Source organism: Marivita sp. S0852 (genome assembly GCF_046591575.1).
Lineage (GTDB): Bacteria > Pseudomonadota > Alphaproteobacteria > Rhodobacterales > Rhodobacteraceae > Marivita.
This window is the reverse complement of the sequence record NZ_JBIQWA010000007.1, coordinates 12,807-39,485: the sequence shown is the minus strand read 5'-3', so window position 1 is coordinate 39,485 and position 26,679 is coordinate 12,807. Positions and strand designations below refer to the sequence as shown.

Sequence of the window (26,679 nt, the reverse complement as noted above, 5' to 3'; positions counted from 1 at the left end):
AATTCTAGACCGCGACTTCGGTAACCGAATTTTTGGTGAACCGAATATTCCAAAACAATAGCGCAAGAACCGCGACCGCACCCAACAGATTGGCGATCACCGCACCGGGCCAGAGACACGCCACACCGGCAAGAAAACACAGCCCGCGCATCAATAACCCGAACGGTTTTTCCATACATCCCTGAAGCGCAGAAGACAGACCGTAAACACCGATGACTGCAAAACAGAATACCTGAATCATCACGGGCCAGTCACCGGACAAAAACGGTGTATAGGCGAACAAGACCGGCACAATATAAAGGCCTTTGGCCAATTTCCAGCTGGCCACCCCGGTCGCCATGGCGGGTGCTTTGGCAATCGCAGCAGCGGTAAAGGCGGCCAGAGCCACGGGTGGCGTCACGTTGCTATCCTGCGAGAGCCAAAAAATAATCATGTGCGCCGACAAAAGAGCACTCATCGCAACCGATTGCGGAACAACAAGCTCGCGCAGTGGTGCCGCGATTTCGAGTGGCAGGGTTTGAATCAGGCTGGCGGCCTCGGCCCTGGTCACGTCCCGGCTCAATAGTTCTGCCTGTTCAGGCACACCGAACATCAACACCGCTTTGGCAGCCTCTGGCAAATTGCCAGCCGCCAACTCTGCGATCACAAACTGGTCACTTATCATGCCCGACAAGGCAGGTGCTGACAGTGTCGCCAGCACGATATAGGCCGCCGTGACAGGCAGCCCCATGCCAAGGATAAGGCTGGCCAGTGCGATCAGGATCAACGCGATCAGGATGTTTCCACCGGCCCAGCTTGAGATCATAAGACTGAACGTATTGCCGATGCCAGCAGTCGCAATCACGTTCACAATCAGACCAACAGAACACAACAAGACTGCGGTCAAAACCATCCCTTTCGTTCCCATGACGAAGGCTTCGAAAACGGCCCTTGGCCCCATGCGATTTTTCGTCAGCCAACTGGAGGCAACGACCGCCAAAATGCCAAAAACCGCAGCATAAGTCGGGGTAAATCCGGCCACCAACATACCGATCAACGTGGCAATCGGAATGCAGAAACTTGCACCACCCTCTTTGAACGCCGAGACCAGAGTCTGGCCTTCATCCGGCATTGGCGGCAAATTGTGGCGACGCGCTTCAATACGCACAAAGAATGCCACCGACAGAAAATAAAGCAGCGCCGGAAGTGCAGCAACGGCGACGATTTTTTCGTATGGGATCTGCGTAAAACTGGCCATGACAAAGGCTCCTGCACCCATGATTGGCGGCATCAATTGGCCACCGGTTGATGCAGCGGCCTCAACGCCACCCGCGAATTTTGGCTGAAACCCCGCGCGTTTCATCAAAGGGATGGTGATCACACCTGTTGACGCCGTATTGGCAACCGCAGACCCGGAAATCGTCCCGGTCAAACCAGACGCGATGACGGCAACTATGCCCGGCCCGCCCACCATTTTGCCTGCAACGGCGCGGGCCATATTGATCACGAACTCGCCCGCCCCAGAGCGTAAGAGGAATGCCCCGAAGATAATGAACAAAAAGACATATGTGGAAGAGATGCGTGCAATCGTTCCAAACATCGCGTCATCCCCAAAAATGGAACGAAATGCGACGGTCTCAACGCTCAGACCGGGAAAGGCGAAAACGCCGCTGACATATTTTCCCCAAAACGCAACATAGCTAAGCGCCAGAATGATAAGGATCGGTATGATCAAACCGGCAACACGGCGGGTCAGCTCGATTGCTCCGAAAACGCAGATGGCTGTTGCAACCCAATCTACCGGAGCAAGCTTAACGCCCCGCGCATAAATCGCGTTTTCGGCAAAGGTCAGCCACACCGCTGACATGGCAACCGCCACGCCAAGCACAAGGTCAAGCGCAAGCGGCGCTGTCCTTCCCGAAGGCGTACGCCACATCGGATACAGGATTGCCGCCAGTGCCGCGAACCCGGCAAAATGAAAAGCATTGCGTTGGAATTCGGACAGGATCGGGTCAAAGGCAACGTAGATATGCCCGACCGCAATAAGAAAACAGACAATCGACAACGCCGTATCTGCCATCCCTTTGAAAGACCGCAAGCGGCTTCCGTCCTCGTTTTCGTCGATCTTTGACATGATCCCACCCCAACGTCAGAGAGCCAGCCCCAGATCGACCGGGGCTGGTTAAACAAAGCGGTTGGTTATTGGGCGATCAGGCGCTCTGGAACGTCCAATCCGACTTCCTGGTAATATCTTAAAGCACCGGGATGCAGCGGAAGCGGCAGACCGGCTATTGCCCGATCAATCGCCATTGCCTTGGTTGCAGGATGGATCGCTTGCAGGAATGGCAGGTTTTCATACATGGCTTTGGTGATCTGATACACATGCTCTTCCGGCACGTCTGCGCTTGTTGCAAGGAAGTTCGGCTGCGCAATTGTTTGCACATCCGCATCCTGACCGGGATACGTGCCCGCCGGAATGGTGAACGGGGTCCAAAGACCGCGATCGCCATCCCCCATCGCCATCTCTTCTTCGGTGAAGTTTAGCAATGTGACCGACTCCCCCGCGGAAGCCATCAGCTGGCTGATCGCGCCCACCGGAATACCGGCCGGAATGCCGACACCCTTGACCTGACCGTTCTGAAGCGCCTCGGACGACGGGCCATAGCCGCCGAACACCAGTTCGTAGTCGCTTTCGATATCAATGCCGAAACCAGACAGAATCGCTGCATTTGATCCAATGGTCCCCGAATTCTGGCTGCCCAGCGCCATGCCTTCACCCTTGAGCGCAACCATGTCTGCCATCGTACCGGTGGTCACTGCATCCGATGAAATTATGTAATGCTCGACATTCTGCCACAGCATTGAAACCGACCGCAGGTTTTCCTGCGGCCCCACCTCTTCCAATGGGCCTGTGCCGGTCGCGGCGTAGTAGCCGTAAAGACCTTGCATGATGCCGAATTGCGCTTCGCCTTCGCGGATCAACCGGACGTTTTCACCAGATCCGGCAGAACTGATCGCAGCCATGCCGATCTTCTGCTTTGGCTCAAGCTTTACTTTCACCAGTGTCGCAAGCGCAACGCCCACCGGGTAATAGGTGCCGCCGGTCGATGCGGTTGCCAACACGTAATTTGCGCCGTCGTCCTGCGCCTGGACGGCCGCACTCGACAACGCAATGGTCGCCGCAAGCGCGGCAGTCTTGAAATGTTTCATAATGTCCTCCCACAGAAATGCACTTTTGCAGTGCTGAGGCAAATATAGGGGATCGGTGGGACATTTGGTATGAAACAATCCGCAGGCCGCGAAAAACATGGAATGCGCATTTACGCGGCACCGGGTCCAAAAGCTTGGACGTCGCCAAACCCAGCTTCACGATTTTCTCATTCAGCGGTCCGCGCCTTAGTCCCATAGCTTCGGCAACAGCATCCGCGTGGACGAGGTGGTGCCCCGAAAGACGGGGCAGATGTGGTCATTGTTCGATCTATGCCGAAGGTTTCTGCGCACCATCAGCGTCAAACCAAGATTTACTCAGCCGCAATCGGCTCCGGACCTCGTTCTGCCTCGGATGTGCGTGCTTTCAGCACAAGGCGCAACAGCGGGGGAACCGTCAACAGCGTCAAAAACGCCGACATGGACAGCCCGCCAACCACCACGGCACCCAATCCACGGTAAAGCTCTGATCCTGCTCCTGGGAACAACACCAAAGGAAGCATTCCACAAACCGATGTCAGCGTTGACATAAAGATCGGCCGTATACGATTGCGCGTTGCCTCCTCGATCGCGTCAGTCGGGGACATCTGGTCTTCACGCAAGTGATACAAAGATTGGTGTACGATCAAAATCGCGTTGTTCACCACAATGCCCACCAAAATCACGAAGCCCAGCAAAGTCAGCATATCAAGGGGTTGCGTGCCAATGATGTTCAAAACCGCAAGCCCGCCAACACCACCGGCGGCCGCAACCGGGACCGAGATCATCACGACAAGCGGAAGAACAAAGGATTCGAACAAAATCGCCATGACAAGGAAGACAATCACCAAAGCCACCCCAAGATTGATCTGAATCGCACTCCAGGTCTGCGACAGCTGATCAGCCGTCCCGGACACTGACAGACGTACACCCGCAGGAAGCCCTTGCTCCTCCAGGACGTCGATGACGCCAGTCTCTAAAAGGTCAACAGCCGCCTCCAATGGCAGAGCGTCTGACGGCCGGACTTCCAAAGTCACGGTACGCAGACGTTCCAGATGCCGGATCTCCGTAGGCCCCGCGGTCACGCGCACTTCTGCAAGCTCGGATGCCGGAACAATCTGTCCCGACGGCGTGACAACCGGAAAACTGCCGACATCCTGTGTGCGCAGTCCGCTCAACACCGTGCTGTCACCTTTTAGGGTCAGATCCAGTCGCCGGTTGCCCACATTGATCTCGGCGACCCGCAAACCGTCATTATAGGCGTCCAGAGTCGCCGCCAGATCCTGCGTTGTCAGCCCCGCATCCGCCAGGCGGACGCGATCCGGGATCAGGCGTACCTCTGGCGCGCCAAGTTCGAGTCCGGGAAGCGGGCGGAACTGATGTCCTTCTGACCGGGGAAGCAGTTGGCTGATCCGACCGGCAGCTTGCCCGGCAACGGCAAGGATATCTTCGAGCTCGTCACCGGAGACATTCAACTCTATTGATCGTCCTCCACCGACACCGCGGCCAAACAAGGACGGTTGCGTCATAAAACCAAAAGTGCCGGGTTCGGCAAAGATCGGACGAGACAGGATCGGAATAACCTCGGCCACGCGGCTGCCATCCATTGCAGCTGCGCCAACAAAACTGTTACCGGGTGTGGCCACAAAGAAGAACGATTCCAGCGCCGGCAATCCATCTTCGGTTTCCAGTGCCGGACGCGCCGTCCACATCGGCTCTGCGACCTCCTCGATGCGTTGCGCAATCGTTTCAGTGGTTTCCAGATTGTATCCGGGTGGCGGAATGATCAGGCCAAAGACAAGGTTGCGGTTGCCCTCTGGCAAGTATTCCAGTTTGGGCAGAAACAACCACGCCGCCACAGCAGCGCTTGTGGCAATGGCGGCAACCATCACCAAACCAGCGGCCCTGAACCGAACTGTAAACCGCACATAGGCCATGATCAGCCATGAAAACCCGCGACCGAAATGATCAATGCCCGGCAAGGGAATTTTCTTGGCTTCGCCGCCTTTCAACAGCCGACTGGACAGCGCTGGAATGACCGTTACAGCCACAACCAGCGACAGAAGAACAGACACCGAAATCGCAACAGCGATGTCCCTGAACAATTGTCCAGCCTCAAGCTGCATGACCAGAATGGGAATAAACACCATCACAGTGGTCAATGCTGATACAAGGATCGCGCCCCAAACCTGTTTGGCACCAACATAGGCCGCTTCTCGGCGCGATTTGCCTTCTTCGCGGTGACGAAAGATGTTTTCAAGCACAACGATAGCGGCATCGACGATCATACCAACCGCAAATGCGATGCCCGCCAGAGAAATCACGTTAAGCGTACGACCTGTGACAGCCATCGCCACAAAGGTGGCAACGATGGACACTGGAATTGCCATACTGATCACCAGCGTGGCCCGAGGACTGCGCAAGAAAATCAGCAACACAGCCGCCGCCAGTAAACCACCGATCCAGATGTTTTGCGTCACCAGATCAATGGCACCTTCAATGTAGACCGTTTCGTCATAAACCTGCTCAAGGGTCAGGCCGTTTGCCCGAACCGGACCGTTCTCAAGCTCGACAATGACCGACTTGACCTCTTCCATTGTTGAAATCACGTTCGCGCCCTGTTCGCGCACGACATTGAAGGCCAATGCAGGCTCACCTCTAAACCGCAATCGCGCCGTGTTTTCTTTGTAAGCGAAAGCAACATCTGCCACATCACCGACACGCACGCGGCCCAGCGCCCCGTTCGACCCAAGGCTTTCGCTGCGCAGAACAACCGAATTGATTGCGTCGATGGTGTTAAGCTTGCCATCCGCGCGCACGGTGTAGCGGCGCTTGCCTTCTTCGACATCGCCAGCCGAAACGCTGATGTTTTCGGCACGCAACCGCGCCACAACGGCCGGGATTGTCAAACCCAGACGGGCCAGCTCTTCGGGGCGGATCACGATCTGCAATTCCCGCGAGACACCGCCATATACATTCACGGTCGACACGCCATTTACCCGTTCAATGCGCTCCTTGATCACGTCTTCCACGAAATCACCGAATTCCGGCAAGGGCTGCGTCGTCCCGTCAAGCGCTTTGACCATGACCCAGGCGATCGGGCTGTCATCTGCGCCAGATGTGTTAAGGGTTGGCTCTACGGCTTCGCTTGGATACCCGCCGACACGATCCAGGCGGTTCGACACCAAAAGCAGGATATCCCCCATATCCGATCCGGTCGCGAATTCCAGCGTGACTGACCCTTGACCGGTCTCGGAACGGCTGGTCATGATTTCAAGACCTTCCAAACCACGGAAAGCGTCTTCCTGCGGATTGATAATCTCGCGCTCGATTTCCACAGGTGCCGCCCCGGGCCACGAGGTCTGAACCACGACAACCGGTTTGCGCACATCGGGTGCCAGCTGAACAGGGATGCGGCTCAAGGCCAATGCACCAAAAAGCACGGCCATGAAAACAACCGCCACAACCGCAATGGGTCGGTCAATCGATGCGCGGATCAGATCCATAGCGATTATCCTTTGATCTCAGACGTCGCCGCCGCGTCTGCAGAATTTCCAAGACGCCCTTCGTCTTCTGGCGCGGCCTGCGGAGGCCCTGACGGCGCGATTTCCTGTCCCGGACGCAACCTCTCATTGCCGCGCACAACGACCTCGTCCCCCTCAGACAACCCGGAAATCACTTCAAAAGCGTTGTTCAAAGCCGCGCCTATTTGGACTGTTCGGGGCATCGCCTTGCCATTTTCATTGACAAAAACGCTCCAACCATCTTGCGATTGTATGATGGCGTCCTTGGGCACCACCAACGCCTCACGCGACTGACTGACCGGCACGTCAAGTGTCACGGTCTGTCCAACCGCAATTGCGCCTGTCTCTCCGGACAGAGCAAACCGCACCGGGCGGGTCCGCGTCGCGGAAAATTCCGTGGGCAGAATGGCTCGCATTTTCAAAGACACCACCTGCCCGATATCCGTTGTTGCTGTCACAAGCTCATCGGGCTGAAGCGCACCGACAAACCGTGCCGGGACATTCGCTTCGATCTCCAGCGCGCTTGTGTCGATCAATGTCGCGACCCGGCTGCCGGGGGCAATGAATTGTCCAACTTCCGTGGATACTTCCAACACAACCGCATCAAAAGGGGCGCGGACGATCGCATTGTTCAATCTGTACCGTGCCTGGTCCAGCGCGGTCTGGGAGGCCTTGAGGCGCGCCTCGGCTTCTTGCTGAGACCCTCTTGCCTCGGCAAAATCGCTCTCGCGCTCTTCGAGCTGTGCCTGCGAAATCGTCGAATTGCCGCGCAGGGTTTCGGCCCGCCGAAATGCCTTTTCCGCCCTGTCGAGTTGTGCCGCAGAAACCGCAACACCTGCATCAGCGATAGCAACTTCCGCCTCTGCCTGAGCCAGCTCAATATCCAGCAATTCGACATCGAGACGCGCAAGCACATCATCTTGGTTCACCCGGTCTCCGACCTGCACCGGAACAAATTCGGCAATTCCGCCGACCCGCGCGGCAACAGCGCTTTCGCGTCCGGCCACGACCTCGCCAAACACCGCGACCGTTTCGGACATGACATTGACCGTGACACGTTCTGTTAAAACACCAGCGGGCTGTTCCTGCGCCAAAGAAAGCTGGGGGATGGCCAGAAATAAAATCACCACCCAAGTGCGGGACCAAAGCTGCATTAAACCACTCCTGTTCAAAGCGACGCTGCGCCGCAGGCTACGAGATAGAGCAAATCTGACCAAAGGCAGGTTTTCACAGAACAACCGACCTTGTTAAGCTCACCCATTACAATCGAAAATTCAGCGACACATGAAAAATGGCCACACTTTATGTTTGCGACAATGAGTTTGTTTTACAGCAGATGAAACACTCGTTATCCAATCGAGAACCAGATATCTCACAAGGTTGATCATGAGCCAAGACGGCCATCTTCTCGTTATTATCGCGCTGCTGCCGTTTATTGGCGCATTGTTACCGGGCCTCATGATCCGCGCTGGGCGCACCTCCAGCGCGGTGTTCACCGCCGTTCCTACCGCGTTGGCGCTGATCATGTTGTTGACCCTTGCTCCGGCAGTTCTGCGTGGTGAGGTGATCCAGGCCGAGATTGCCTGGCTGCCGCAACTGGGATTGTCGGCATCGTTCTTTCTGGATGGGCTGGGCCTGCTATTTGCGTGTATGATCACCGGCGTCGGCCTTTTGATCACGCTCTATGCGCGGTTTTACCTGTCTGGCGACGATCCAATGGGGCAGTTCTATACTTATCTGCTGCTCTTCCAAGGCGCGATGCTGGGAATCGTGCTGTCTGACAACATCCTGCTTTTGCTCATTTTCTGGGAGCTGACGTCACTGTCGTCTTTCCTGCTTATCGGGTATTGGAAACACCTCCCCGAGGGCCGCCAGGGCGCGAAAATGGCGTTGACGGTCACGGGTGCGGGTGGGCTTGCCATGATTGGCGGGATGCTGATCCTTGGCAATATCGTGGGCAGCTACAACCTCACGGATATTCTGGCGGCGGGTGATCAGATCAAGGCGTCTGAATGGTATCTGCCCGCTCTGATCCTGATATTGCTGGGCGCGTTCACCAAATCGGCGCAGTTCCCGTTCCATTTCTGGTTGCCGCACGCCATGGCCGCACCGACGCCGGTTTCGGCCTATCTCCATTCTGCAACGATGGTAAAAGCCGGCGTGTTCCTGATGGCACGCATGTGGCCGGCGCTTGCCGGTACGGATGCCTGGTTCTACATCGTGGCCACCACAGGTTTGATCACTATGGTGCTGGGCGCGCTTATCGCTTTGTTCAAAGATGACCTGAAAGCGCTTTTGGCTTTCTCCACTGTCAGTCATCTGGGCCTGCTGACGATGTTGCTGGGCTTTGGCACACAAGCCGCTGCGGTTGCGGCGGTGTTCCACATCATCAACCATCTGACATTCAAAGCCGCGCTTTTTATGACGGCAGGCATCATCGACCACGAAACCCACACGCGCGACATAAAACGGCTCGGGGGGCTCAGGCATCTGATGCCTGTCACCTTTGTAATTGGCACGGTTGCTGCACTGTCGATGGCGGGGATACCCCTTTTCAACGGGTTCCTGTCCAAAGAGATGATGCTGGAAGAGGCTTCGCACACGGCGTGGTTCGGCAGCCAATATGCCGTGCCAATTGCGGCCACGCTTGGCGCGCTGTTGTCGGTGGCGTATTCGTTCCGCTTTATTTCGCACGTATTTTTAGGACCGGTACGCGATGACTATCCGGCCAAGCCGCATGATCCGCCCTTTGGCATGTGGGCCGCACCGGCTTTGCTGTGCACCTTGGTGGTGCTCATCGGCGTGATGCCTTTTCTGGCCGATGGCATTGTGGCAGCCGCAGCAAGTGCGGTCACCGGGGCAACGCTCGATCCGCACCTCAAGATCTGGCATGGCGTGACGCCCGCGCTTTGGATGTCCGTCATCGCGGTAGGCGGCGGCCTTGCTCTTTTGGCGATGCACCGTCCCTTGGACAAGGCCTGGATCAAAGCGCCCCGTCCAGAAGCCAAGGCGATTTTTGACCGGCTTGTCGGCGCAAGCGTATCCCTGAGCCGGGGCATCACGGAGTGGTCTCATAACGGCGCGATCAGCCGATATCTCGCGATCTTTACGGTAACGTCCGTGGCTCTGGGCTGGATCGCCTATTCCGGCAGTGGATTGTCCGCGCCGACACGTGATCTGTTGCCAGTGCCTCTTGTTGTCGCTGTCGGATGGGTCATGCTGGTTGTGGCAACGCTGTCTGTGGTTGTGATGCATCACCATCGCTTTCGCGCGCTGGTTCTGATTGGCATCATCGGATTGTCGATATCCGCAGGGTTCGTCTACCTATCTGCCCCGGATCTTGCGTTGACACAGATCTCGGTGGAAACGGTAACCATTATGTTGCTGCTTTTGGCCCTGCATTTCCTGCCGAAAACCACTCCCAAAGAAAGCCCGCTGGCGCTTAAACTGCGCGACGGAGCAATCGCGCTGACCGCCGGTAGTGGTGTTGGTGCATTGGCCTATGCGTTTCTGATGCGCGATATCGACACGATTTCAAGCTACCACATCGCCAACAGCTATGAAGGGGGCGGAGGCACCAATGTGGTGAATGTGATCCTTGTGGATTTCCGCGGATATGACACCTATGGCGAAATCATCGTCTTGGGGATTGCCGGGTTTGTCATCTATGCGCTCATGCATGCGCTTTTGGACGGACCAGCGGCGCGTCGTTTGAAAAACACAGACTACTCCAGCGATCGGTCGCGCGACCGCCACCCATTGATGATGGTCGTTGTGACCCGCGTTCTGATGCCAATTGCCGTTGTGGTTGGGATCTATATCTTCCTGCGCGGCCATAACGAACCTGGCGGCGGATTTGTGGCAGGGCTTGTCATCGCGATCGCCCTTTTGATGCAATATATGGCCTCGGGGTTTGCCTGGACACAAGAGCGCAAGAAAATCGAATATCATTCGATGATCGGGTTCGGCGTCGTTATCGCAGGTTTGACCGGCATCGGTGCATGGCTTGCCGGACGGCCGTTCCTCACCAGTTCGTACACATATATCAACCTGCCGCCGATCGAGGAATTTGAACTTGCCACAGCCATGCTCTTTGACCTGGGTGTGTTCCTGACTGTTCTCGGGGCGGTCATGCTCATGCTGTACAGCCTCTCTCGTATCGCGCGCGCGGCAGGCACCTCTTCGGATGTGAATGTGTCCGCTATGGATTATGACCCCGGCGATCAGGGTGCCAATGACAAGGCAGAGGTCTGACATGGAAATTCTGGTTGCAAGCACAGTTGCCATTCTGACGGCGGGTGGTGTGTATCTTTTGCTAAGGCTGCGGACGTTCCCCGTGATCCTCGGCCTTGGTCTTTTGTCATACGCGGTCAATGTCTTTCTGTTCGCCAGCGGGCGATTGGCGATAGACATGTCTCCGATACTGTCAAAATACGGAGATGGCGCCTATTCTGACCCCCTGCCGCAGGCTCTGGTGCTGACTGCCATTGTCATTTCTTTCGGAATGACCGCTGTTCTGGTGATGATCGGTCTTGGTGCATTTCTCGAAGCGGATAGCGACAAGATCAATGTCGACCCTGACAACAAAGACGACGTGACGGAGCCGCGCGCATGATGCACTGGATAATTCTGCCCGTCATTCTTCCGGCAATGTTTGCGCCGTTGATCGGGTTTGTGATGCGTTATGACATCACGCTTGCACGCGTGGCATCGGCGACATCGACCGTGTTGCTTCTGGCAATTGCCATTGGCCTCGTCATCCTCGCGTCTGATGGCGACACGCATATTTACAGGTTGGGCAACTGGCCGGCACCTTTTGGCATTGTGCTGGTGCTTGATCAGTTATCGGCTCTCATGGTGCTGCTGACAGCGGTTCTTGCGCTGATTGTCTTGATACATGCAATCTCCACCGGCTGGGATAACCGCGGTCGCCATTTTCATGCGCTGTTCCAATTTCAGCTGATGGGCATCTGCGGTGCGTTCCTGACAGGGGATGTTTTTAACCTTTTCGTATTTTTTGAGGTGCTGTTGATCGCCTCCTACGGCCTGATGATTCATTCGGGCGGGAAAGATCGCATGCAGGCGGGCTTGCAATATGTGGTGATGAACCTTGCAGGCTCTACCCTTTTTCTCTTTGCGCTTGGCACGCTTTACGCTTCGACCGGGACGCTCAATATTGCTGATCTTGCTGTGCGTATTCCGCAAATACCGGCCGAAGAAGCCGCATTGGTGCGGGTTGCCGCGATCCTTTTGATGATTGTTTTTGCAGTCAAGGCCGCGCTTTTCCCGGTCCAATTCTGGCTGCCTGCCACCTACGCAAATGCACCGGCACCGGTTGCAGCCCTGTTCGCGATTATGACAAAAGTCGGCGCTTATGCCATTTTGCGGATTCACACAGTGGTGTTTGGACCGGACGTTCCAGGCACCGAAGGCTTGGCGAACTCCTGGCTTTTCATGGCATCTTTCGTGACAATCGCGATAGGGGCCATTGGCGTGTTGGGAGCGCGTCGGTTGATGACGTTGATCGGCTTTTCCGTCGTGGGTTCGATGGGTACCTTGCTGATTGCGGTGTCCGCCTTCACCCAAACGGCAACCACCGCGGCCCTTTACTATATGGTGCATTCAACATTTGCCGCAGCTTGCCTGTTTCTTATCGCCGATCTGGTTGTAACACGCCGTCAATCAGATGTTCTCAAACCGATTCCGGCCACCGTGCAAAACGGACTTTTTGCTGCGCTGTTCTTTGCCGCGGCGATTGCGATGGCGGGAATGCCCCCGCTGAGCGGATTTCTGGGGAAATTATTGGTTTTGGATGCGCTTCGCGACCCCGGAGCAATGGTCTGGGCGTGGAGTGCAATTCTCATCGGGTCGCTTTTGACCATTCTCGGCTTTGCCCGCGCAGGCAGTACCTTGTTCTGGAAATCCACATCAATGCAGACTGATCCCGTTGTCGCCGAAGACGGTCCGCACAAACCACCGGCAACGGCGCTACAGGTTGCGCCAACCATGCTTGCACTGGGGGCGCTGGCTGGGCTTGCGGTTTTTGCCGGACCTGTGTCGGCATATCTTGAGAACACGTCAGCGCAGTTGTTTGACCGCGCAGGCTATATCTCGGCAGTTTTAGAGCCGAATGAAGGGGGATAACAGATGCTTAGACGCCTTGTACCCCACCCTATCCTGAGCCTCGTTCTGGTATTTGTCTGGATTGGCCTGGTGAACAAATTCACACTTGGCAATCTGATCCTGGGAACCGCCATCGGACTGATCATCCCGATGGTCACTGCGGCCTATTGGCCTGACCGGCCCAAGATACACCGACCCCTCAAGATCGTGGAATACGGGTTGATTGTCCTGTGGGACATCGTAGTTGCCAATGTTCAGGTCGCATTGGTCATATTGTTCAAACGTGAAACCGCGATCCGGTCTCAGTGGATTCCGGTTCCGATCGACCTAAACTCTGCCGAGGCGATTACCGTTCTTGCGGGAACCATTACAATGACACCCGGCACCGTATCCGCGATGCTATCAGCAGACTGCAATACGATCCTTGTGCATTGCTTGCATACCGACGATCCCGATGCTGTACGCGATGAGATCAAGTCTCGTTATGAACGACGCCTTCGGGAGATCTTTCCATGATTGAATATGCCTTGCTCTTTGCAGCCGCTTGTTACGGCATTGCACTTTTACTGGATCTCTGGCGGATCGCAGTCGGACCAAGCGCGGCAGACCGTATTCTTGCGTTGGACACCATGGTTATCAATGTGATCGCTCTTTTGGTGCTCTACGGAATATGGCGCGGTACCGCGATTTACTTTGAAGCCGCCATGCTGGTGGCAATGGTCGGCTTTGTTTCAACCGTTGCGTATTGCCGCTTTCTGTTGCGCGGCGACATTATTGAGTGAGGTGACATTATGGGCTTTTTCGCCGAACTGCTTATCTCAATTTTTCTCGTCATCAGCGGAATCTTTGGATTTGTCGGCTCTTATGGATTGATCAAGTTGAAAGACAGTCTGCAACGCCTGCACGCACCGACAAAAGCAACCACGCTTGGCGTCGGCGGCGTTCTGATTGCGTCGATGATCTATTTCTTTGCCAAAACAGGCTATGTCTCGGTGCATGAATTGTTGATCTCGTTGTTCTTGTTCTTGACGGCACCGATCACTGCCAACTTCATCGCGAAAGCCTATATTGCGCGCAACATGAAGGAAAAAGACCTGCCCGAGAGCCAGGGAGAATTTGGCTGGTCCGTCTATGACGACCCGCCCGAAGGAACCCCCGCAGCGAGAGATCTGTGAAACTATAGCGGGATCAACCCTGCTGGCCTTTGGTGAAGCGGCCCAACAGAAGCCCCTTAAAGCGACGCGATTGCCCGAAGCCCACCCGCTGCGAACGCTGGTACATAGGCACCCAATTCTAACGCACGTTCGGGGTTAGAGGCATTGCCATCCAGTGCACGGCGTTTCACCCCCTGCAAGATCGCCGCCATTCGGAAAAAGCTAAACCCGAGATAAAAACCAAAACGATCAATGCCGGGTAGATCCATTCGGGCACAATAGGCGTCAATGAAGGCTTGATCTTCTGGAATGCCAAGCTCAGCACGATCCACACCCGCAAGCCCGCGCCCGGTGACACCGGGGGGCAGTGACCATTGCATGATCACAGAGGCAAGATCCGCAAAAGGATGGCCGAGGGTCGAAAGTTCCCAATCAAGGACCGCCACACATTTGGGGGCGTCCAACGCGAATAGAAGATTGTCGATCCTGTAATCTCCGTGCACCAATGCGATGCGGCCATCGTCCTTGACCACATTTTGCGTCAGCCAGTCAATCAACGCATCCATGTCCGGGATCACCTCGGTTTCAGAGGCACGATACTGTTTGACCCAGCGATCAATCTGGCGCTGATAGTAGTTGCCATGCGGACCAAAACCAGTCAGTCCTGTTGCCGACAGATCAACAGAATGAATTGCCGCAAGCACGCGGTTCATATCATCAAAAATCAAACGCCGTTCGTCAAAATTGAGGATCTGCAATCGCGGGTCCACAAAGGTGCGGCCTTCAACATAATCCATGATGTAGAACACGGACCCAATTACCGAGTCGTCGTCGCAGAATGCACGCATCTTGGCGATCGGAACATCCGTTCCCGCCAAGGCCCGCTGGACATGAAATTCACGATCGACAGCATGGGCTGATTTCAAAAGCTGGCCCGGTGGCTTGCGACGCAAAACGTATTCACCGGACTTTGAACTCAGTTTATATGTCGGGTTTGATTGACCACCTGTAAACTTTTGCGCCGTAATCTGGCCGTTGAACCCCTGAACATGTGCCTGCATCCAGGTCGCAATCGCGGTTGTGTCAATAAGCCCGTCTGTCATACGTTGGTGTATTTCCGCAATTCCGCCCGCGCGACTTGACGGCGATGGACGGCATCTGGACCGTCGGCAAAGCGCAAGGTTCGCAGGTGGGTCCACATGCGCCAAAGGGGTGTATCCTGGCTGATCCCCGTACCACCGAAAAGCTGCATCGCTTCATCCACCACCTTAAGCGACATAAGGGGAGCCACAACCTTGATCTGGCTGATCCACGGTTGCGCGGCACGTGTGCCTTGGGTGTCCATCATCCACGCCGCCTTAAGGCACAAAAGACGCGCCTGTTCGATTTCCATCCGGGCGTTGGCGATGATGTCGTAATTGGCCCCCAATTCAATGATCGGCTTGCCAAACGCCTCGCGGGTCAAACCACGTTGGCACATAAGGTGCAGAGCCTTTTCGGCCAAACCGATGGACCGCATACAATGATGAATTCGCCCCGGACCAAGCCGACCCTGAGCCACTTCAAACCCGCGGCCCTCGCCGAGAACCACATTCTTTGCGGGGATGCGGACATTGGTAAAGCGCAGATGCATGTGACCATGCGGAGCGTCGTCCTGTCCAAACACATGCATCGGGCGCAGCACCTCGATTCCGGCTGTGTCAGCATCCATGACAAACATCGTGTGACGATTGTGTTTCGCAGCGGCAGGATCGGTACAGGCCATCAGGATATACAGTACGCATCTGGGATCGCCCGCCCCCGAGATCCAGTATTTTTCACCATTGAGAACCCACTCATCACCGTCTTTCCGCGCTTCAAACGCCAATTGCGCGGCGTCCGACGAGGCAATATCGGGTTCGGTCATCACGTAGGCAGATCGAATATCGCCCTCCAAGAGCGGCATCAGCCACCGCTTTTTCATCCATTCCGCACCATAACGCTCAAGCACCTCCATGTTTCCGGTGTCGGGCGCGTTACAATTGAACACCTCGGCCGCCAGGTGAACCTTACCCATTTCTTCGGCCAAATAGGCATATTCGACCGTGGTCAGGCCATGCCCCTTGTCACTGCCCGTTAACCAGAAATTCCACAAACCACGTGCTTTGGCCGTGCTTTTCAGGTTATCAAGGATCTCATATTGCCGATCGGTCAACTGAAATCGATCACCTGAGGGGTGTTTTCCCACCTCGGCATGATATTCCGCATCAAGCGGCGCGATGTCGGTTTCGACCATGTCGCGCACTTGATCAACCAGCGCCTGCACGCGGTCTGAAAGTCCCAGATCCATAACGCCCTCCCAAGCGATATTCACCGGCATGGTAGGCTTAGACTGTTAGAACGGCCAGAGGCTCACACGTTTCTTCGTTTCGAAATATCCTCACCAAGCCATCAAGCCTCAGAAATCAAGGTTCTCCACGCTAAGCGCGTTCTGTTGAATAAACTCGCGGCGTGGTTCGACCACATCCCCCATCAGCTTGGTAAACAGATCATCCGCTTCGGTCATGTCATCGACTTTGACCTGCAAGAGCGTCCGTGCATCCGGGTCCAGCGTGGTTTCCCAAAGCTGATCGGGGTTCATTTCACCAAGCCCCTTGTAGCGCTGAAGCGACAATCCCTTTTCGCCCTCTTCCAAGATAGCACCCAACAGATCGAGCGGACCGTGGATAAGCTGACGCCGGTCTTTGCGCTCAAGCGTTGCAGGTTGATCGTAAACCGCTTGCAAGCTTTCCGTGAAACTACCGGTTTTGCGCGCCTCACCCGAGCGCAGCATGGGACCGTCAAGGGTGCGCACCTCTTCAACACCGCGCAGGATACGGGCAAGCCGCATGCCACGGTCCTGCGTGATGCGGCCTTGCCACCCACGTTCGTATTCAAGCGCGATCAGATCAAGACGGCTGGCCACTTTATCGGCAACACCTTGTAGATCGGCATCCACAGCACCCGCCACAAATGCCCCGGCTATGGCGGCCTGTTCGAGAATGTGGCGCGGGTAATGCGTTGGAAAGGCGTCAAGAACGCGCTTGAGCTGGCGTGCTTCATCAACAACGCGGATCAGGTCCGGACCAAGGATCACCTCGCCGTTGCCTTGAATAAGATGCGCGCCGTCAACGCCTTGTTGGATCAAGTAATCATCCAGTGCTGCCTGATCTTTCAGGTAAACCTCGGATTTGCCGCGCGCGACCTTATACAGAGGCGGCTGTGCAATATAGAGGTAACCACCTTCGATCAATTCAGGCATCTGACGATAAAAGAACGTGAGCAAAAGCGTCCTGATATGCGCGCCATCGACGTCGGCGTCGGTCATCAGGATGATCTTGTGATAACGCAGCTTATCGATGTCGAATTCATCACGCCCGATCCCGGTGCCAAGCGCCATAACAAGGTTGCCGATTTCCTGTGATCCCAGCATCCGGTCAAAGCGCGCCCGTTCGACATTCAGGATTTTACCCTTAAGCGGGAGGATTGCCTGCGTGCCCCGGTCCCGCCCGGTTTGCGCAGAACCGCCAGCGCTGTCTCCCTCGACGATGAAAAGCTCGGTCTTGGCTGGGTCTTTTTCGGAACAATCCTTGAGCTTTCCAGCCAAAAAATTCACATCCATCGCCGTCTTGCGCCGGGTCAGTTCACGCGCTTTTCGCGCTGCTTCACGCGCAAGCGCGGCTTCGATGATTTTGCCAACAATAATTTTGGCCTCGTTCGGGTTTTCTTCGAACCACTCGGACAATTTCTCGTTCACAAGGCTTTCAACCGCCGGGCGCACCTCGGACGAAACCAGTTTATCTTTGGTTTGGCTGGAAAACTTTGGGTCCGGGACTTTGACGGACAGAACACAAGTCAGGCCTTCGCGCGCGTCGTCGCCGGTAAAGCTGACCTTCTCTTTCTTCGCGATGCCCGACGATTGCGCGTAATTGTTGATCGTCCGCGTCAGAGCACCTCGAAATCCCGCCATATGGGTGCCGCCGTCGCGTTGCGGGATGTTGTTTGTAAACGGCAGGACGGTTTCGTGATAGCTGTCGTTCCACCACATCGCCACTTCCACGCCGATGCCGTCTTTTTCACCTGTCATAAACACAGGTTCCGGCATCACGGGCGATTTCGAGCGATCAAGGTATTTTACAAATTCCCGAACACCGCCTTCATAAAACAACTCAGATTTGATCGGTTCTGCCGGACGCTCGTCCTCCAGTATGATCCGCACACCGGAATTCAGAAAGGCCAATTCGCGCAGGCGCTTTTCCAGCGTGTGGAAATCATAGTCGAGGTTGGAAAATGTGCTCGTGGAGGCAAGGAAACGGACTTCGGTGCCTTTTTCGCCATTGGCATCACCGACGACCTCCAGATGCTTCACAGTATCGCCATGTTCGAACCGGGCAATGTGCTCTTTCCCATTGCGCCAAACCCGCAGTTCGAGCCAATTCGACAGCGCGTTCACGACCGACACACCCACCCCGTGCAAACCGCCAGACACCTTGTAAGAGTTCTGATCGAATTTACCGCCGGCATGTAGCTGGGTCATGATAACTTCGGCGGCTGAGACACCTTCTTCTTCATGGATATCGACAGGAATTCCGCGCCCATTGTCGCGCACGGACACGCTGCTATCGGCATGGATTTTGACGCGCACAAAGTCGGCGTGACCGGCCAATGCCTCATCAATGCCGTTGTCCACGACCTCATACACCATGTGGTGCAGGCCAGAGCCATCGTCGGTGTCACCGATATACATGCCTGGACGTTTGCGGACGGCCTCCAAGCCCTTGAGAACCTTGATTGAATCCGCGCCGTATTCTTCAGGGACCTGTGCGGGGTCTGACATGGTGTTACCCTTTGTTATTTAGCTGATTTTATACGCGAAGCGCCTGGCGTTGTCACGCAACTGACACAAGATTTAGCGGTCAATGCTTTGTCGGTGCACACGCAGGATCAGCTTGGGTTTGCTTGCGAAACAGAGGTTTTGCCATCTGTCTCGGTCACTTCAAAATACTGGGCGCGGTCGCCAAGTTCCGTGAAAAGCTCGGCACCTGTTCCGGTCATCCAGGCCTGCGCGCCCAGCGCGCAAATCTCATCGTACAAGGCGGCGCGTCTTTGTGCATCAAGATGGGCGGCAACCTCATCCAAAAGCACAATGGGCGGTGCGCCAAAGTCTTTGACCAAAGCGCGCGCATTTGACAGGACCAAGGAAATCAGCAGCGCTTTTTGCTCACCGGTAGAGCTGTCTGCTGCCGGCACACCTTTCGCGGCGAACACGCCATACAGATCTGCGCGGTGCGGACCGATCAAGGTGCGGCCCGCAGCGAGATCTCTGAACCGACTTTCCTGCAAGGCAAAGCGCAAATCATCCTCAGTCTGAGGCATTTCCCCCTCGGTTTGGGTCAGATCAAGCTGCGCGGTGGGAAAGGCTGTGCTGGCTTCGGCTTGGGCCGATGTAATACGGTCTAGCGCGCGTTGGCGATTATGGTGGATCACCGTGCCGGAGGCCGCCATCTGCGCCTCAATCGCCTTGTACCACATTGGATCTCGGATTTGATCCTTGAGAAGGCGGTTGCGTTCGCGCATCGCCTTTTCGTAAGAAAGCGACGCTTCGCCGTGATCGGGATAAAAGCTTAGCGTCATACGATCCAGGAATCGTCGCCTGCCCTCGGCCCCTTCGATCCAGAGACGATCCATAGACGGCAACAGCCACAGAAGGCGTACAAGCTCACCAAGCCTTGTTTGCGGCGCTGGTTTGTCGTTGATCCTGACCTGACGCGGTGCCCCCTGTTCAGAGACAAAAGCGATGTCTTGCACACCTTCGGGCGTGTCGACCAAACCACTGATCTTCCATCCCAAAGCTTCGGGGCGGCGGGTCATGTCCTGCGCGGAGGCACGGCGCATGCCGCGACCCGGGGAAAAAAGCGAAACGGCTTCAATCAGGTTGGTCTTGCCCGCGCCATTCGGACCAAAAAGCACAACAGGGCGTGCATCAGGTTGCAGCGACACTTGTAAATGTGACCTGAAATGCGACAGCGTCAGACGGTTGATATGAAGTGGCAACAGCGCCCCCGTTCAAAGGCGCAAGCGGGTCACACCCGCATCGGCATCACGACATAAACTGCGCTTGTGTCATTGCCTTCGCGCATCAATGTCGGGTCGCCGGCAGAGTTGAACATAAAGACCGCATTTTCGCGGTCGACCTGACTTGCAATCTCAAGCAGATATTTCGCGTTGAAGCCGATTTCAAGCTTGTCGTCACCATAAGCCACAGCCAACTCTTCTTCGGCGGCACCGCTGTCCGGCGCGTTGACGGACAGGATCAGACGGTCTTCGTCAAGCTGCAGCTTTACAGCGCGGGATCGTTCCGAGGAGACCGTCGCGACGCGATCCACGGCTTTGGCAAATTCGGCGGCATCCACCTCAAGGCGACGTGTATTTCCTTGCGGGATCACCCGCGTGTAATCGGGGAATGTTCCGTCAATCACCTTGGATGTCAGAGTTATGTTTGGCGTAGCGAAGCGCACTTTAGTCTCGGAAACGGAAACGGCAATTTCCATCTCGTCGTCATCCAGAAGCTTACGAAGCTCACCAACGGTCTTTCGAGGAACAATGACACCGGGCATGTCGGCCGCACCACCAGGAAGATCCGCATCAATACGGGCAAGTCGGTGGCCGTCGGTCGCGACACAGCGCAGCGCCTTTCCATCCTCTCCATCCGCGACGTGCATATAGACGCCATTCAGATAATACCGCGTCTCTTCGGTCGAGATGGCAAATTTCGATTTGTCGAACAAACGGCGCAATGTCGGTGCCGGGGCCGAGAAATTCGCGCTGTATTCAGACGACGCCATGACAGGGAAGTCTTCTTTTGGCAGCGTCGCCAAAGAAAAGTTCGAGCGGCCCGCTTCGACAGTGAGCCGTCCCGTTGCACTGTCCTCGGTCAGTGACACAAGCGCGCCATCCGGCAGCTTGCGGACAATTTCATGTAACGTGACCGCAGAAACCGTTGTGGCCCCTGCTCGTTCCACTTGCGCCACGGCCCGATCAACAACTTCGATATCAAGGTCTGTCGCGCGAAACTGTACCGTTTCGCCATCCGCTTCGATCAGAACATTCGCAAGAATTGGAATGGTATTGCGCCGCTCCACCACGGATTGCGCTTGCGAGACAGCCTTGAGCAGCGTCCCTCGTTCCATGCTGAATTTCATGCGTTCTTCCTCCGAGCAGCCGGACGCTGACAGTAGCCCCCATTGGGGTTGCTCTCCAACCCCTTGTTTTGCAATTTCTTGGCTGTATTGCGCGCAGGGTCAAGAGCAGGCGCGCTGTTGGGTACGCCTGCGCGTGTTTTGTGGTGTCTGAGTCTCAGGCTTCGAGCGATCTTCGCAACAATTCCACGTCTTCAGCGATTTGTGCATCCTGCTTCTTAAGCTCTTCTATACGCCGCACCCCATGCATGACCGTGGTGTGGTCACGCCCGCCAAAGTGGCGACCGATCTCGGGCAGGGATCGCGTTGTCAACTGTTTGCACAGATACATCGCAATCTGGCGTGGGCGGGCAAATGTGCGAATGCGTTTGGGACCAACAAGATCGGAATGGCGGATCAGATAATGATCGGCTACCTTGCGCTGAATTTCCTCGATGGAAACCTTGCGCTCTGACACCCGAAGAATATCCGTCAGGCACTCCTGCGTAAGATCCATGGTAATGGGTTTGCCAACCAGCGATGCAAACGCGAATAGACGCGTCAGCGCGCCCTCAAGGATGCGTACATTGCTGACAATCCGCGCGGCAAGAAATTCGAGAATACCATTTTCGACTTCCAACCCGGGATACATGAGATTGAACGCTTCGGATTTCGACTGAAGAATCCCGAGGCGCAGCTCGTAATCCGTTGGATGCAGGTCAACGACAAGTCCGCTTTGCAACCGCGAGCGAATGCGGTTCTCCAATGCCTTGATTTCATCCGGCGCACGATCCGCCGAGATGATGATTTGTTTGTGCTGATCCACAAGGGCATTGAATGTATGAAAAAACTCTTCCTGGGTGCTGTCTTTTCCGGCGATGAATTGAACGTCATCAACCATCAGCACATCGACTGACCGAAACAGTTCTTTGAAGTCCATCATCTTGCGATCTCGCAAGGCCTGAACAAAGCGATACATAAACTGTTCCGCTGACAGGTTCAGAACATTCAAATGCGGCTGGTTCGTGCGTAGCTCCCAGGCAATCGCATGCATGAGGTGTGTCTTGCCTAGTCCAACGCCCCCATAAAGAAACAGTGGATTGAACGTGACAGGCCCCCCCTCGGACACGCGTTTTGCAGCGGCATGTGCAAGCTCGTTGGGTTTACCCACAACGAAATTGTCGAAAGTAAACCGTTTGTCCAACGGCGACCCGTTAAGAGGATCTTTGGGGTTGACTGGTTCGGTGGTTGAGATGACCTGCGGTGCCGCCAGAGGTGCGGATGCTGTCTTGGACGAGCAAGTCAACGAGGTTTCAAACGCTATGCGCCGAACTGATGCATCAAATTTGGAAATTTTCGACAGGATTACATCACCAAAATTTTGTGAAACATAGTTACCAAGAAAATTTGTCGGGACCTGAAACCGCGCGATCCCATCTTCGGAACCAACATAAGTCAGGGGCTTTATCCAATTCTTAAAGCTATTGGCCCCGAGCGTCTCGTTAAGTTCATCCTGTATTGATCCCCACTGATCGCCCGTCATCGTGTTTCCCATCCCCAATTCAACGCGTACTAGACCGCTTGGTTTTTAACCCATCGTGACGCACGCTGCGTCTTTGCGCGTCACGTCATTGGGACAAAGATGGTGTGGCGTCTGAGGTGGCTCAAACGCATAACACAACTGGTTGGAGCCACCCAAACGGATGCCCATGACAACCATATCATCAATTTGGACAAGGCAACTGATCAAAAATCAAGTTGCATCACCGGATCGATTTCGAGGCAGTTTTTTCGTTCTACTTCGATCCGGCGGAGCCTGTCCCCCCAGGCGATGTGACTCGCTGGGCAGAAGATAGCAGTCGGGATTTAGACCCAGCAACCGTTCTTATTTGTTGACTCAGGAATAACGGACAAAGAATCTCAAACCGGTGCAAAGTCGCGCAAGCATCAGCAAAAAACGCCGCCCCGGCTGGGACGGCGTCTTGATTTTTAGGACAGCTTTTGTAAGCCGTCGATTCTTAGCCAAGCGCTTTGACGCGGGCTGCAAGGCGCGAGACTTTGCGCGACGCTGTGTTCTTGTGGAACACACCTTTGGTCACGCCGCGCATGATTTCAGGCTGGGCTGCACGCAGTGCAACTGTCGCTGCCTCTTTGTCACCGGATGCGATAGCTTCTTCAACTTTACGCAGGAATGTACGGATGCGCGAACGGCGTGCTTTGTTGATTTGAAAGCGCTTTTCGTTCTGACGCGCGCGCTTTTTGGCTTGGGGTGAATTTGCCATGTGATCGGTCCTTGGTCGTTGGTTCGAATGAGGGTGCGCAATAAAGCCAGCCCGGAACCAATCCCGGAACGAATCTTGCCAAGCGGGCATCACACGCATTTCTGTGCCGCGTATAGACTCTGATGCGGGGTGTGAAAAGGCCCTATCTGTCGCGGAACTGCGCGGTGCGCTTTTCAAGGAACGCCGCCATCCCTTCTTTCTGATCTTCGGTCGCGAACAGCATGTGGAACAAACGGCGCTCAACAAGCAGACCTTCGCTTAGAGTGGTTTCATACGCCCGGTTGACCGCTTCTTTGACGGCAAATGTGGCAAGCATGGATTTTTCTGCAATTTTGGCGGCGGCCTCTTGCGCCTCTTCCATCAGATTTTTAGCCGGGACAACGCGACTGACCAAGCCCGACCGCTCTGCCTCTTCGGCATCCATAAACCGGCCCGTCAGGTGCATATCCATGGATTTGGACTTGCCAACAAATCGGGTAAGGCGCTGCGTGCCGCCAATGCCCGCAACCACGCCCAGATTGATTTCGGGTTGGCCGAATTTGGCAGTGTCTGACGCAATGATGAAATCGCACATCATCGCCAATTCGCATCCGCCTCCCAGTGCATAACCGGAAACCGCGGCGATGATGGGTTTGCGTGTTCTGCAAATGGCCTGGGATTCTGAGCCGAAGAAGTCGGACATGAACATCTCGACAAAGCTCTTTTCGGACATTTCTTTGATATCGGCACCCGCAGCAAAGGCTTTCGTGGAACCGGTCAACACAATGCAACGTACTTTTTCATTCGCATCGGCATCTTCGAGAGCGCTGGCCAATTCAGACAAAAGCTGCCTGTTCAACGCATTGAGCGCGTCAGGCCGATTAAGTTTGATGGTGGCAACGTGATCTTCGACATCGACGATGATCGTCTCATAAGCCATGAGTGAGGGCTCCATTCGGTGATCTGTGATGCGCAGCCTTACGCATCTGATCGACACCGTTCAAGCTATCTTTGGCAGCTTGGGCAATAGAAAGTGGACCGCCCCGATTGCACAATCCGACGAATGGTAGAGCCGCATCCTGACGTGCGGCAGGGGTCGGCTTCACGCCCGTAAACATCAAAGCTATGTTGAAAATATCCAAGCTCTCCATCGGCTTGTCGAAAATCCCTCAAGGATGATCCGCCTGCGGCTATCGCGTCGCTCAGGACATCCCGGATGATGGGAACAAGTCTGGCAATACGCGTCTTTGACACTTTTTTTGCAGGACGCGTTGGATGAATTTTTGATCGAAAGAGCGCTTCGCAGACATAAATATTGCCCAAACCTGCGATGATTTTTTGATCCAGCAATGCGGACTTCATCGGGGAATTGCGATTGGCAAGGGCACTGGTGAGATAGTCTTCGTTGAACAAATTGCCCAATGGTTCGGGCCCAAGCGATGACAGCAGCGGGTGGATGTCCGCCTCTTTGGTTGCAAACATATCCATCGCCCCGAAACGGCGCGGATCGTTGAACGTGATGCGCGCGCCATTGTCCATGTTGATCACGACATGATCATGTTTTTCAGGGGCCGGGTGGTTGTGCACGAATTGTCCAAGAGGATCGCCAGATACCAGCATACGACCTGACATGCCCAAGTGAATGAGCAGCGTTTCATCGCTGTCGAGATCCGCGAGGATGTATTTTGACCGCCTGCGCAACCCCAGAACGCGCTTTCCCGTCAGTCGATTCGCCATATTCTTGGGGAACGGCCAGCGCAGATCGGGTCGGTTGACGTCAGCTTGCGCGATTACGGCACCTTCCATAACGGGGGCAAGTCCGCGTCGGACCGTTTCGACTTCGGGAAGTTCGGGCATTCAGGGATCTCGGACATGTATCGACTGGAATTCAGTTTGTCTTGTAGGTCGCTCCAGCCGTCAAGGTAGCGCAAAATATTGGTTTGATGCCCGTCTTTGAAATGCAGCGTCACACGCCCATTCTCACGCTTTGTCATGCCCAAAAAATCAGGAAGGTCGAAAATGCGGTCCCGGTTCAGCCAATCCGGAAAATTGATCTGGTTGCGGGTCACAGTGAGTCGGTAAGCCCATATGTTCCAGACATAGAAGCCTGCCGCGATACCGGCGATCAACGTCAGCCCATCGCCAAAGGGCAGTTGGTGAACAAAATATACACACAGGGCCATGAGCAGGGTCACAAGAATTCGAAGTCCAAGGGTAGTCCGGTATTGGACATGATCGGCGGCAGGCCGATCATCTCGAACATGCCACGCACTTTGCCGAAACTGGTTCGATGTCTTGGTGCTGGGCGCAGGGCGCGGTAGATCTTTACCACCATCGAAATGACCGTCAGGGCAACAAAACCCCGTATGACATAAGGCGTGTATGCCAATTCTGGAGCCATGGGAAACCTGTCTGACTTTGCGCCGATTTGACCGTTTGTTCTTGGACTTACATCCCTGTAGGACAGTTGCGACAAACCTTGGGCAAAAGCAGACCTTCCTGATGACGGAACCGGATGAAAACAAAACCCATTTCGGGTTTACAGAAGTCAACGAAAGCGAAAAGGCGGGGCGCGTTCAAGGCGTCTTCAGCTCTGTCGCATCAAAGTACGACGTGATGAATGACGCGATGTCACTGGGCATCCATCGTATCTGGAAAGATGCGATGATGGATTGGCTGGCACCGCGCCGTGGTCAAAAACTGCTGGATGTGGCCGGCGGCACGGGCGACATTTCTTTTCGGTTTCTGAAAAGAGCCGGCGGTGGGCATGCGACCGTTCTGGACCTTACGGAATCCATGTTGATTGAAGGACGCAAACGCGCCGAGGCAGGCGCGATGAGCGACAGCCTTGATTGGGTTGTCGGCGATGCGATGAACCTCCCGTTCGAAGACAATGTTTTTGATGTTTACACAATCTCGTTTGGCATTCGAAACGTGACCCGTCCACAGGACGCCCTTAACGAAGCATTTCGGGTTCTGCGTCCCGGAGGCCGGCTTATGGTTTTGGAATTCAGCCAGATTCCAAACGAGCTCATGCAAAAAGTGTATGATCTATATTCCTTCAACATTATTCCACGTCTGGGCCAGGCGATTGCGAAGGATCGTGACAGCTATCAATACCTTGTGGAATCGATTCGAAATTTTCCCGATCAGGATACGTTTTTAGGCATGCTTCGCAGTGCCGGATTCGAAAATGCCAAATACCGGAACCTAAGCATGGGGATTGCTTGCCTGCACTCCGGATGGAAACTCTGAC

The 26,679-nt window shown here is 55.2% G+C and carries 22 protein-coding genes; 7 read left to right on the top strand and 15 right to left on the bottom strand.

Annotated features, from left to right (window positions below; genetic code table 11):
- Window positions 1-4 precede the first annotated feature (4 nt).
- From ACG74X_RS15365 to ACG74X_RS15350, 4 genes are all read right to left on the bottom strand, one after another.
- Entirely contained in the window at window positions 5-2,113 is a 2,109-nt protein-coding gene (locus ACG74X_RS15365; protein WP_411235982.1) for a TRAP transporter permease, read from the bottom strand.
- A 65-nt stretch (window positions 2,114-2,178) separates the two neighbouring features.
- Entirely contained in the window at window positions 2,179-3,189 is a 1,011-nt protein-coding gene (locus tag ACG74X_RS15360; protein WP_411235981.1) for a TAXI family TRAP transporter solute-binding subunit, read from the bottom strand.
- Between the two features lie 311 nt (window positions 3,190-3,500).
- Window positions 3,501-6,671, bottom strand: coding sequence for an efflux RND transporter permease subunit (locus ACG74X_RS15355; RefSeq protein ID WP_411235980.1), 3,171 nt, complete (start codon window positions 6,669-6,671; stop codon window positions 3,501-3,503).
- A gap of 5 nt (window positions 6,672-6,676) precedes the next feature.
- On the bottom strand, window positions 6,677-7,843 hold the full coding sequence (locus tag ACG74X_RS15350; protein WP_411235979.1) for an efflux RND transporter periplasmic adaptor subunit: 1,167 nt from the start codon (window positions 7,841-7,843) through the stop codon (window positions 6,677-6,679).
- Between the two features lie 232 nt (window positions 7,844-8,075).
- On the opposite strand from ACG74X_RS15350, the gene ACG74X_RS15345 reads away from it, so the two are divergent.
- The 6 genes from ACG74X_RS15345 to ACG74X_RS15320 are packed head-to-tail and all read left to right on the top strand — an operon-like array spanning window position 8,076 to window position 13,987.
- Window positions 8,076-10,943, top strand: coding sequence for a monovalent cation/H+ antiporter subunit A (locus ACG74X_RS15345; protein ID WP_411235978.1), 2,868 nt, complete (start codon window positions 8,076-8,078; stop codon window positions 10,941-10,943).
- Between the two features lies 1 nt (window position 10,944).
- Window positions 10,945-11,304, top strand: a complete 360-nt coding sequence (locus tag ACG74X_RS15340) for a Na+/H+ antiporter subunit C (protein ID WP_411235977.1) — start codon at window positions 10,945-10,947, stop codon at window positions 11,302-11,304.
- Window positions 11,301-12,833, top strand: coding sequence for a monovalent cation/H+ antiporter subunit D (locus ACG74X_RS15335; protein ID WP_411235975.1), 1,533 nt, complete (start codon window positions 11,301-11,303; stop codon window positions 12,831-12,833). The genes ACG74X_RS15340 and ACG74X_RS15335 overlap by 4 nt, the downstream gene beginning before the upstream one ends.
- 3 nt (window positions 12,834-12,836) lie before the next feature.
- The gene (locus tag ACG74X_RS15330; RefSeq protein WP_411235973.1) at window positions 12,837-13,328 is read left to right on the top strand and encodes a Na+/H+ antiporter subunit E; all 492 of its coding nucleotides are present in this window, start codon (window positions 12,837-12,839) and stop codon (window positions 13,326-13,328) included.
- Window positions 13,325-13,594 carry a K+/H+ antiporter subunit F gene (locus tag ACG74X_RS15325; protein ID WP_411235972.1) on the top strand — a complete coding sequence of 90 codons (270 nt, stop codon included), beginning with the start codon at window positions 13,325-13,327 and terminating at the stop codon, window positions 13,592-13,594. The genes ACG74X_RS15330 and ACG74X_RS15325 overlap by 4 nt, the downstream gene beginning before the upstream one ends.
- A gap of 9 nt (window positions 13,595-13,603) precedes the next feature.
- Complete coding sequence (locus ACG74X_RS15320) at window positions 13,604-13,987, top strand: Na+/H+ antiporter subunit G (RefSeq protein ID WP_411235971.1); 384 nt, start codon at window positions 13,604-13,606, stop codon at window positions 13,985-13,987.
- A 56-nt stretch (window positions 13,988-14,043) separates the two neighbouring features.
- Here ACG74X_RS15320 and ACG74X_RS15315 read toward each other — a convergent pair whose 3' ends face one another.
- The 11 genes from ACG74X_RS15315 to ACG74X_RS15265 form a co-directional block, all read right to left on the bottom strand.
- Window positions 14,044-15,069: a phosphotransferase family protein gene (locus ACG74X_RS15315; protein WP_411235970.1), complete on the bottom strand. Its 1,026-nt coding sequence runs from the start codon at window positions 15,067-15,069 to the stop codon at window positions 14,044-14,046.
- Entirely contained in the window at window positions 15,066-16,295 is a 1,230-nt protein-coding gene (locus ACG74X_RS15310) for an acyl-CoA dehydrogenase family protein (protein WP_411235968.1), read from the bottom strand. Before ACG74X_RS15310 ends, ACG74X_RS15315 begins: the two co-directional genes overlap by 4 nt.
- 108 nt (window positions 16,296-16,403) lie before the next feature.
- Complete coding sequence (gene gyrB, locus ACG74X_RS15305; protein ID WP_411235967.1) at window positions 16,404-18,821, bottom strand: DNA topoisomerase (ATP-hydrolyzing) subunit B; 2,418 nt, start codon at window positions 18,819-18,821, stop codon at window positions 16,404-16,406.
- A 107-nt stretch (window positions 18,822-18,928) separates the two neighbouring features.
- A complete protein-coding gene (recF, locus tag ACG74X_RS15300; RefSeq protein ID WP_411235965.1) occupies window positions 18,929-20,038 on the bottom strand; it encodes a DNA replication/repair protein RecF in 1,110 nt (369 codons plus the stop codon).
- Window positions 20,039-20,067: 29 nt separating this feature from the next.
- Window positions 20,068-21,186 carry a DNA polymerase III subunit beta gene (gene dnaN / locus ACG74X_RS15295; RefSeq protein ID WP_411235963.1) on the bottom strand — a complete coding sequence of 373 codons (1,119 nt, stop codon included), beginning with the start codon at window positions 21,184-21,186 and terminating at the stop codon, window positions 20,068-20,070.
- Window positions 21,187-21,340: 154 nt separating this feature from the next.
- Window positions 21,341-22,705 carry a chromosomal replication initiator protein DnaA gene (dnaA, locus tag ACG74X_RS15290; protein WP_411235962.1) on the bottom strand — a complete coding sequence of 455 codons (1,365 nt, stop codon included), beginning with the start codon at window positions 22,703-22,705 and terminating at the stop codon, window positions 21,341-21,343.
- Between the two features lie 475 nt (window positions 22,706-23,180).
- Window positions 23,181-23,444: a 30S ribosomal protein S20 gene (gene rpsT, locus ACG74X_RS15285; RefSeq protein WP_411235961.1), complete on the bottom strand. Its 264-nt coding sequence runs from the start codon at window positions 23,442-23,444 to the stop codon at window positions 23,181-23,183.
- Between the two features lie 142 nt (window positions 23,445-23,586).
- A complete protein-coding gene (locus ACG74X_RS15280; protein ID WP_411235959.1) occupies window positions 23,587-24,363 on the bottom strand; it encodes an enoyl-CoA hydratase in 777 nt (258 codons plus the stop codon).
- Window positions 24,364-24,428: 65 nt separating this feature from the next.
- On the bottom strand, window positions 24,429-25,280 hold the full coding sequence (gene mutM, locus ACG74X_RS15275; protein WP_411235958.1) for a bifunctional DNA-formamidopyrimidine glycosylase/DNA-(apurinic or apyrimidinic site) lyase: 852 nt from the start codon (window positions 25,278-25,280) through the stop codon (window positions 24,429-24,431).
- Window positions 25,214-25,606: a hypothetical protein gene (locus ACG74X_RS15270; protein WP_411235957.1), complete on the bottom strand. Its 393-nt coding sequence runs from the start codon at window positions 25,604-25,606 to the stop codon at window positions 25,214-25,216. The genes mutM and ACG74X_RS15270 overlap by 67 nt, the downstream gene beginning before the upstream one ends.
- Window positions 25,607-25,614: 8 nt before the next feature.
- Window positions 25,615-25,824, bottom strand: a complete 210-nt coding sequence (locus ACG74X_RS15265; protein WP_411235956.1) for a hypothetical protein — start codon at window positions 25,822-25,824, stop codon at window positions 25,615-25,617.
- A 101-nt stretch (window positions 25,825-25,925) separates the two neighbouring features.
- On the opposite strand from ACG74X_RS15265, the gene ubiE reads away from it, so the two are divergent.
- Window positions 25,926-26,678 (top strand): bifunctional demethylmenaquinone methyltransferase/2-methoxy-6-polyprenyl-1,4-benzoquinol methylase UbiE, encoded by a 753-nt coding sequence (gene ubiE, locus ACG74X_RS15260; protein WP_411235955.1) that lies wholly within the window; start codon window positions 25,926-25,928, stop codon window positions 26,676-26,678.
- Window position 26,679 lies beyond the last annotated feature (1 nt).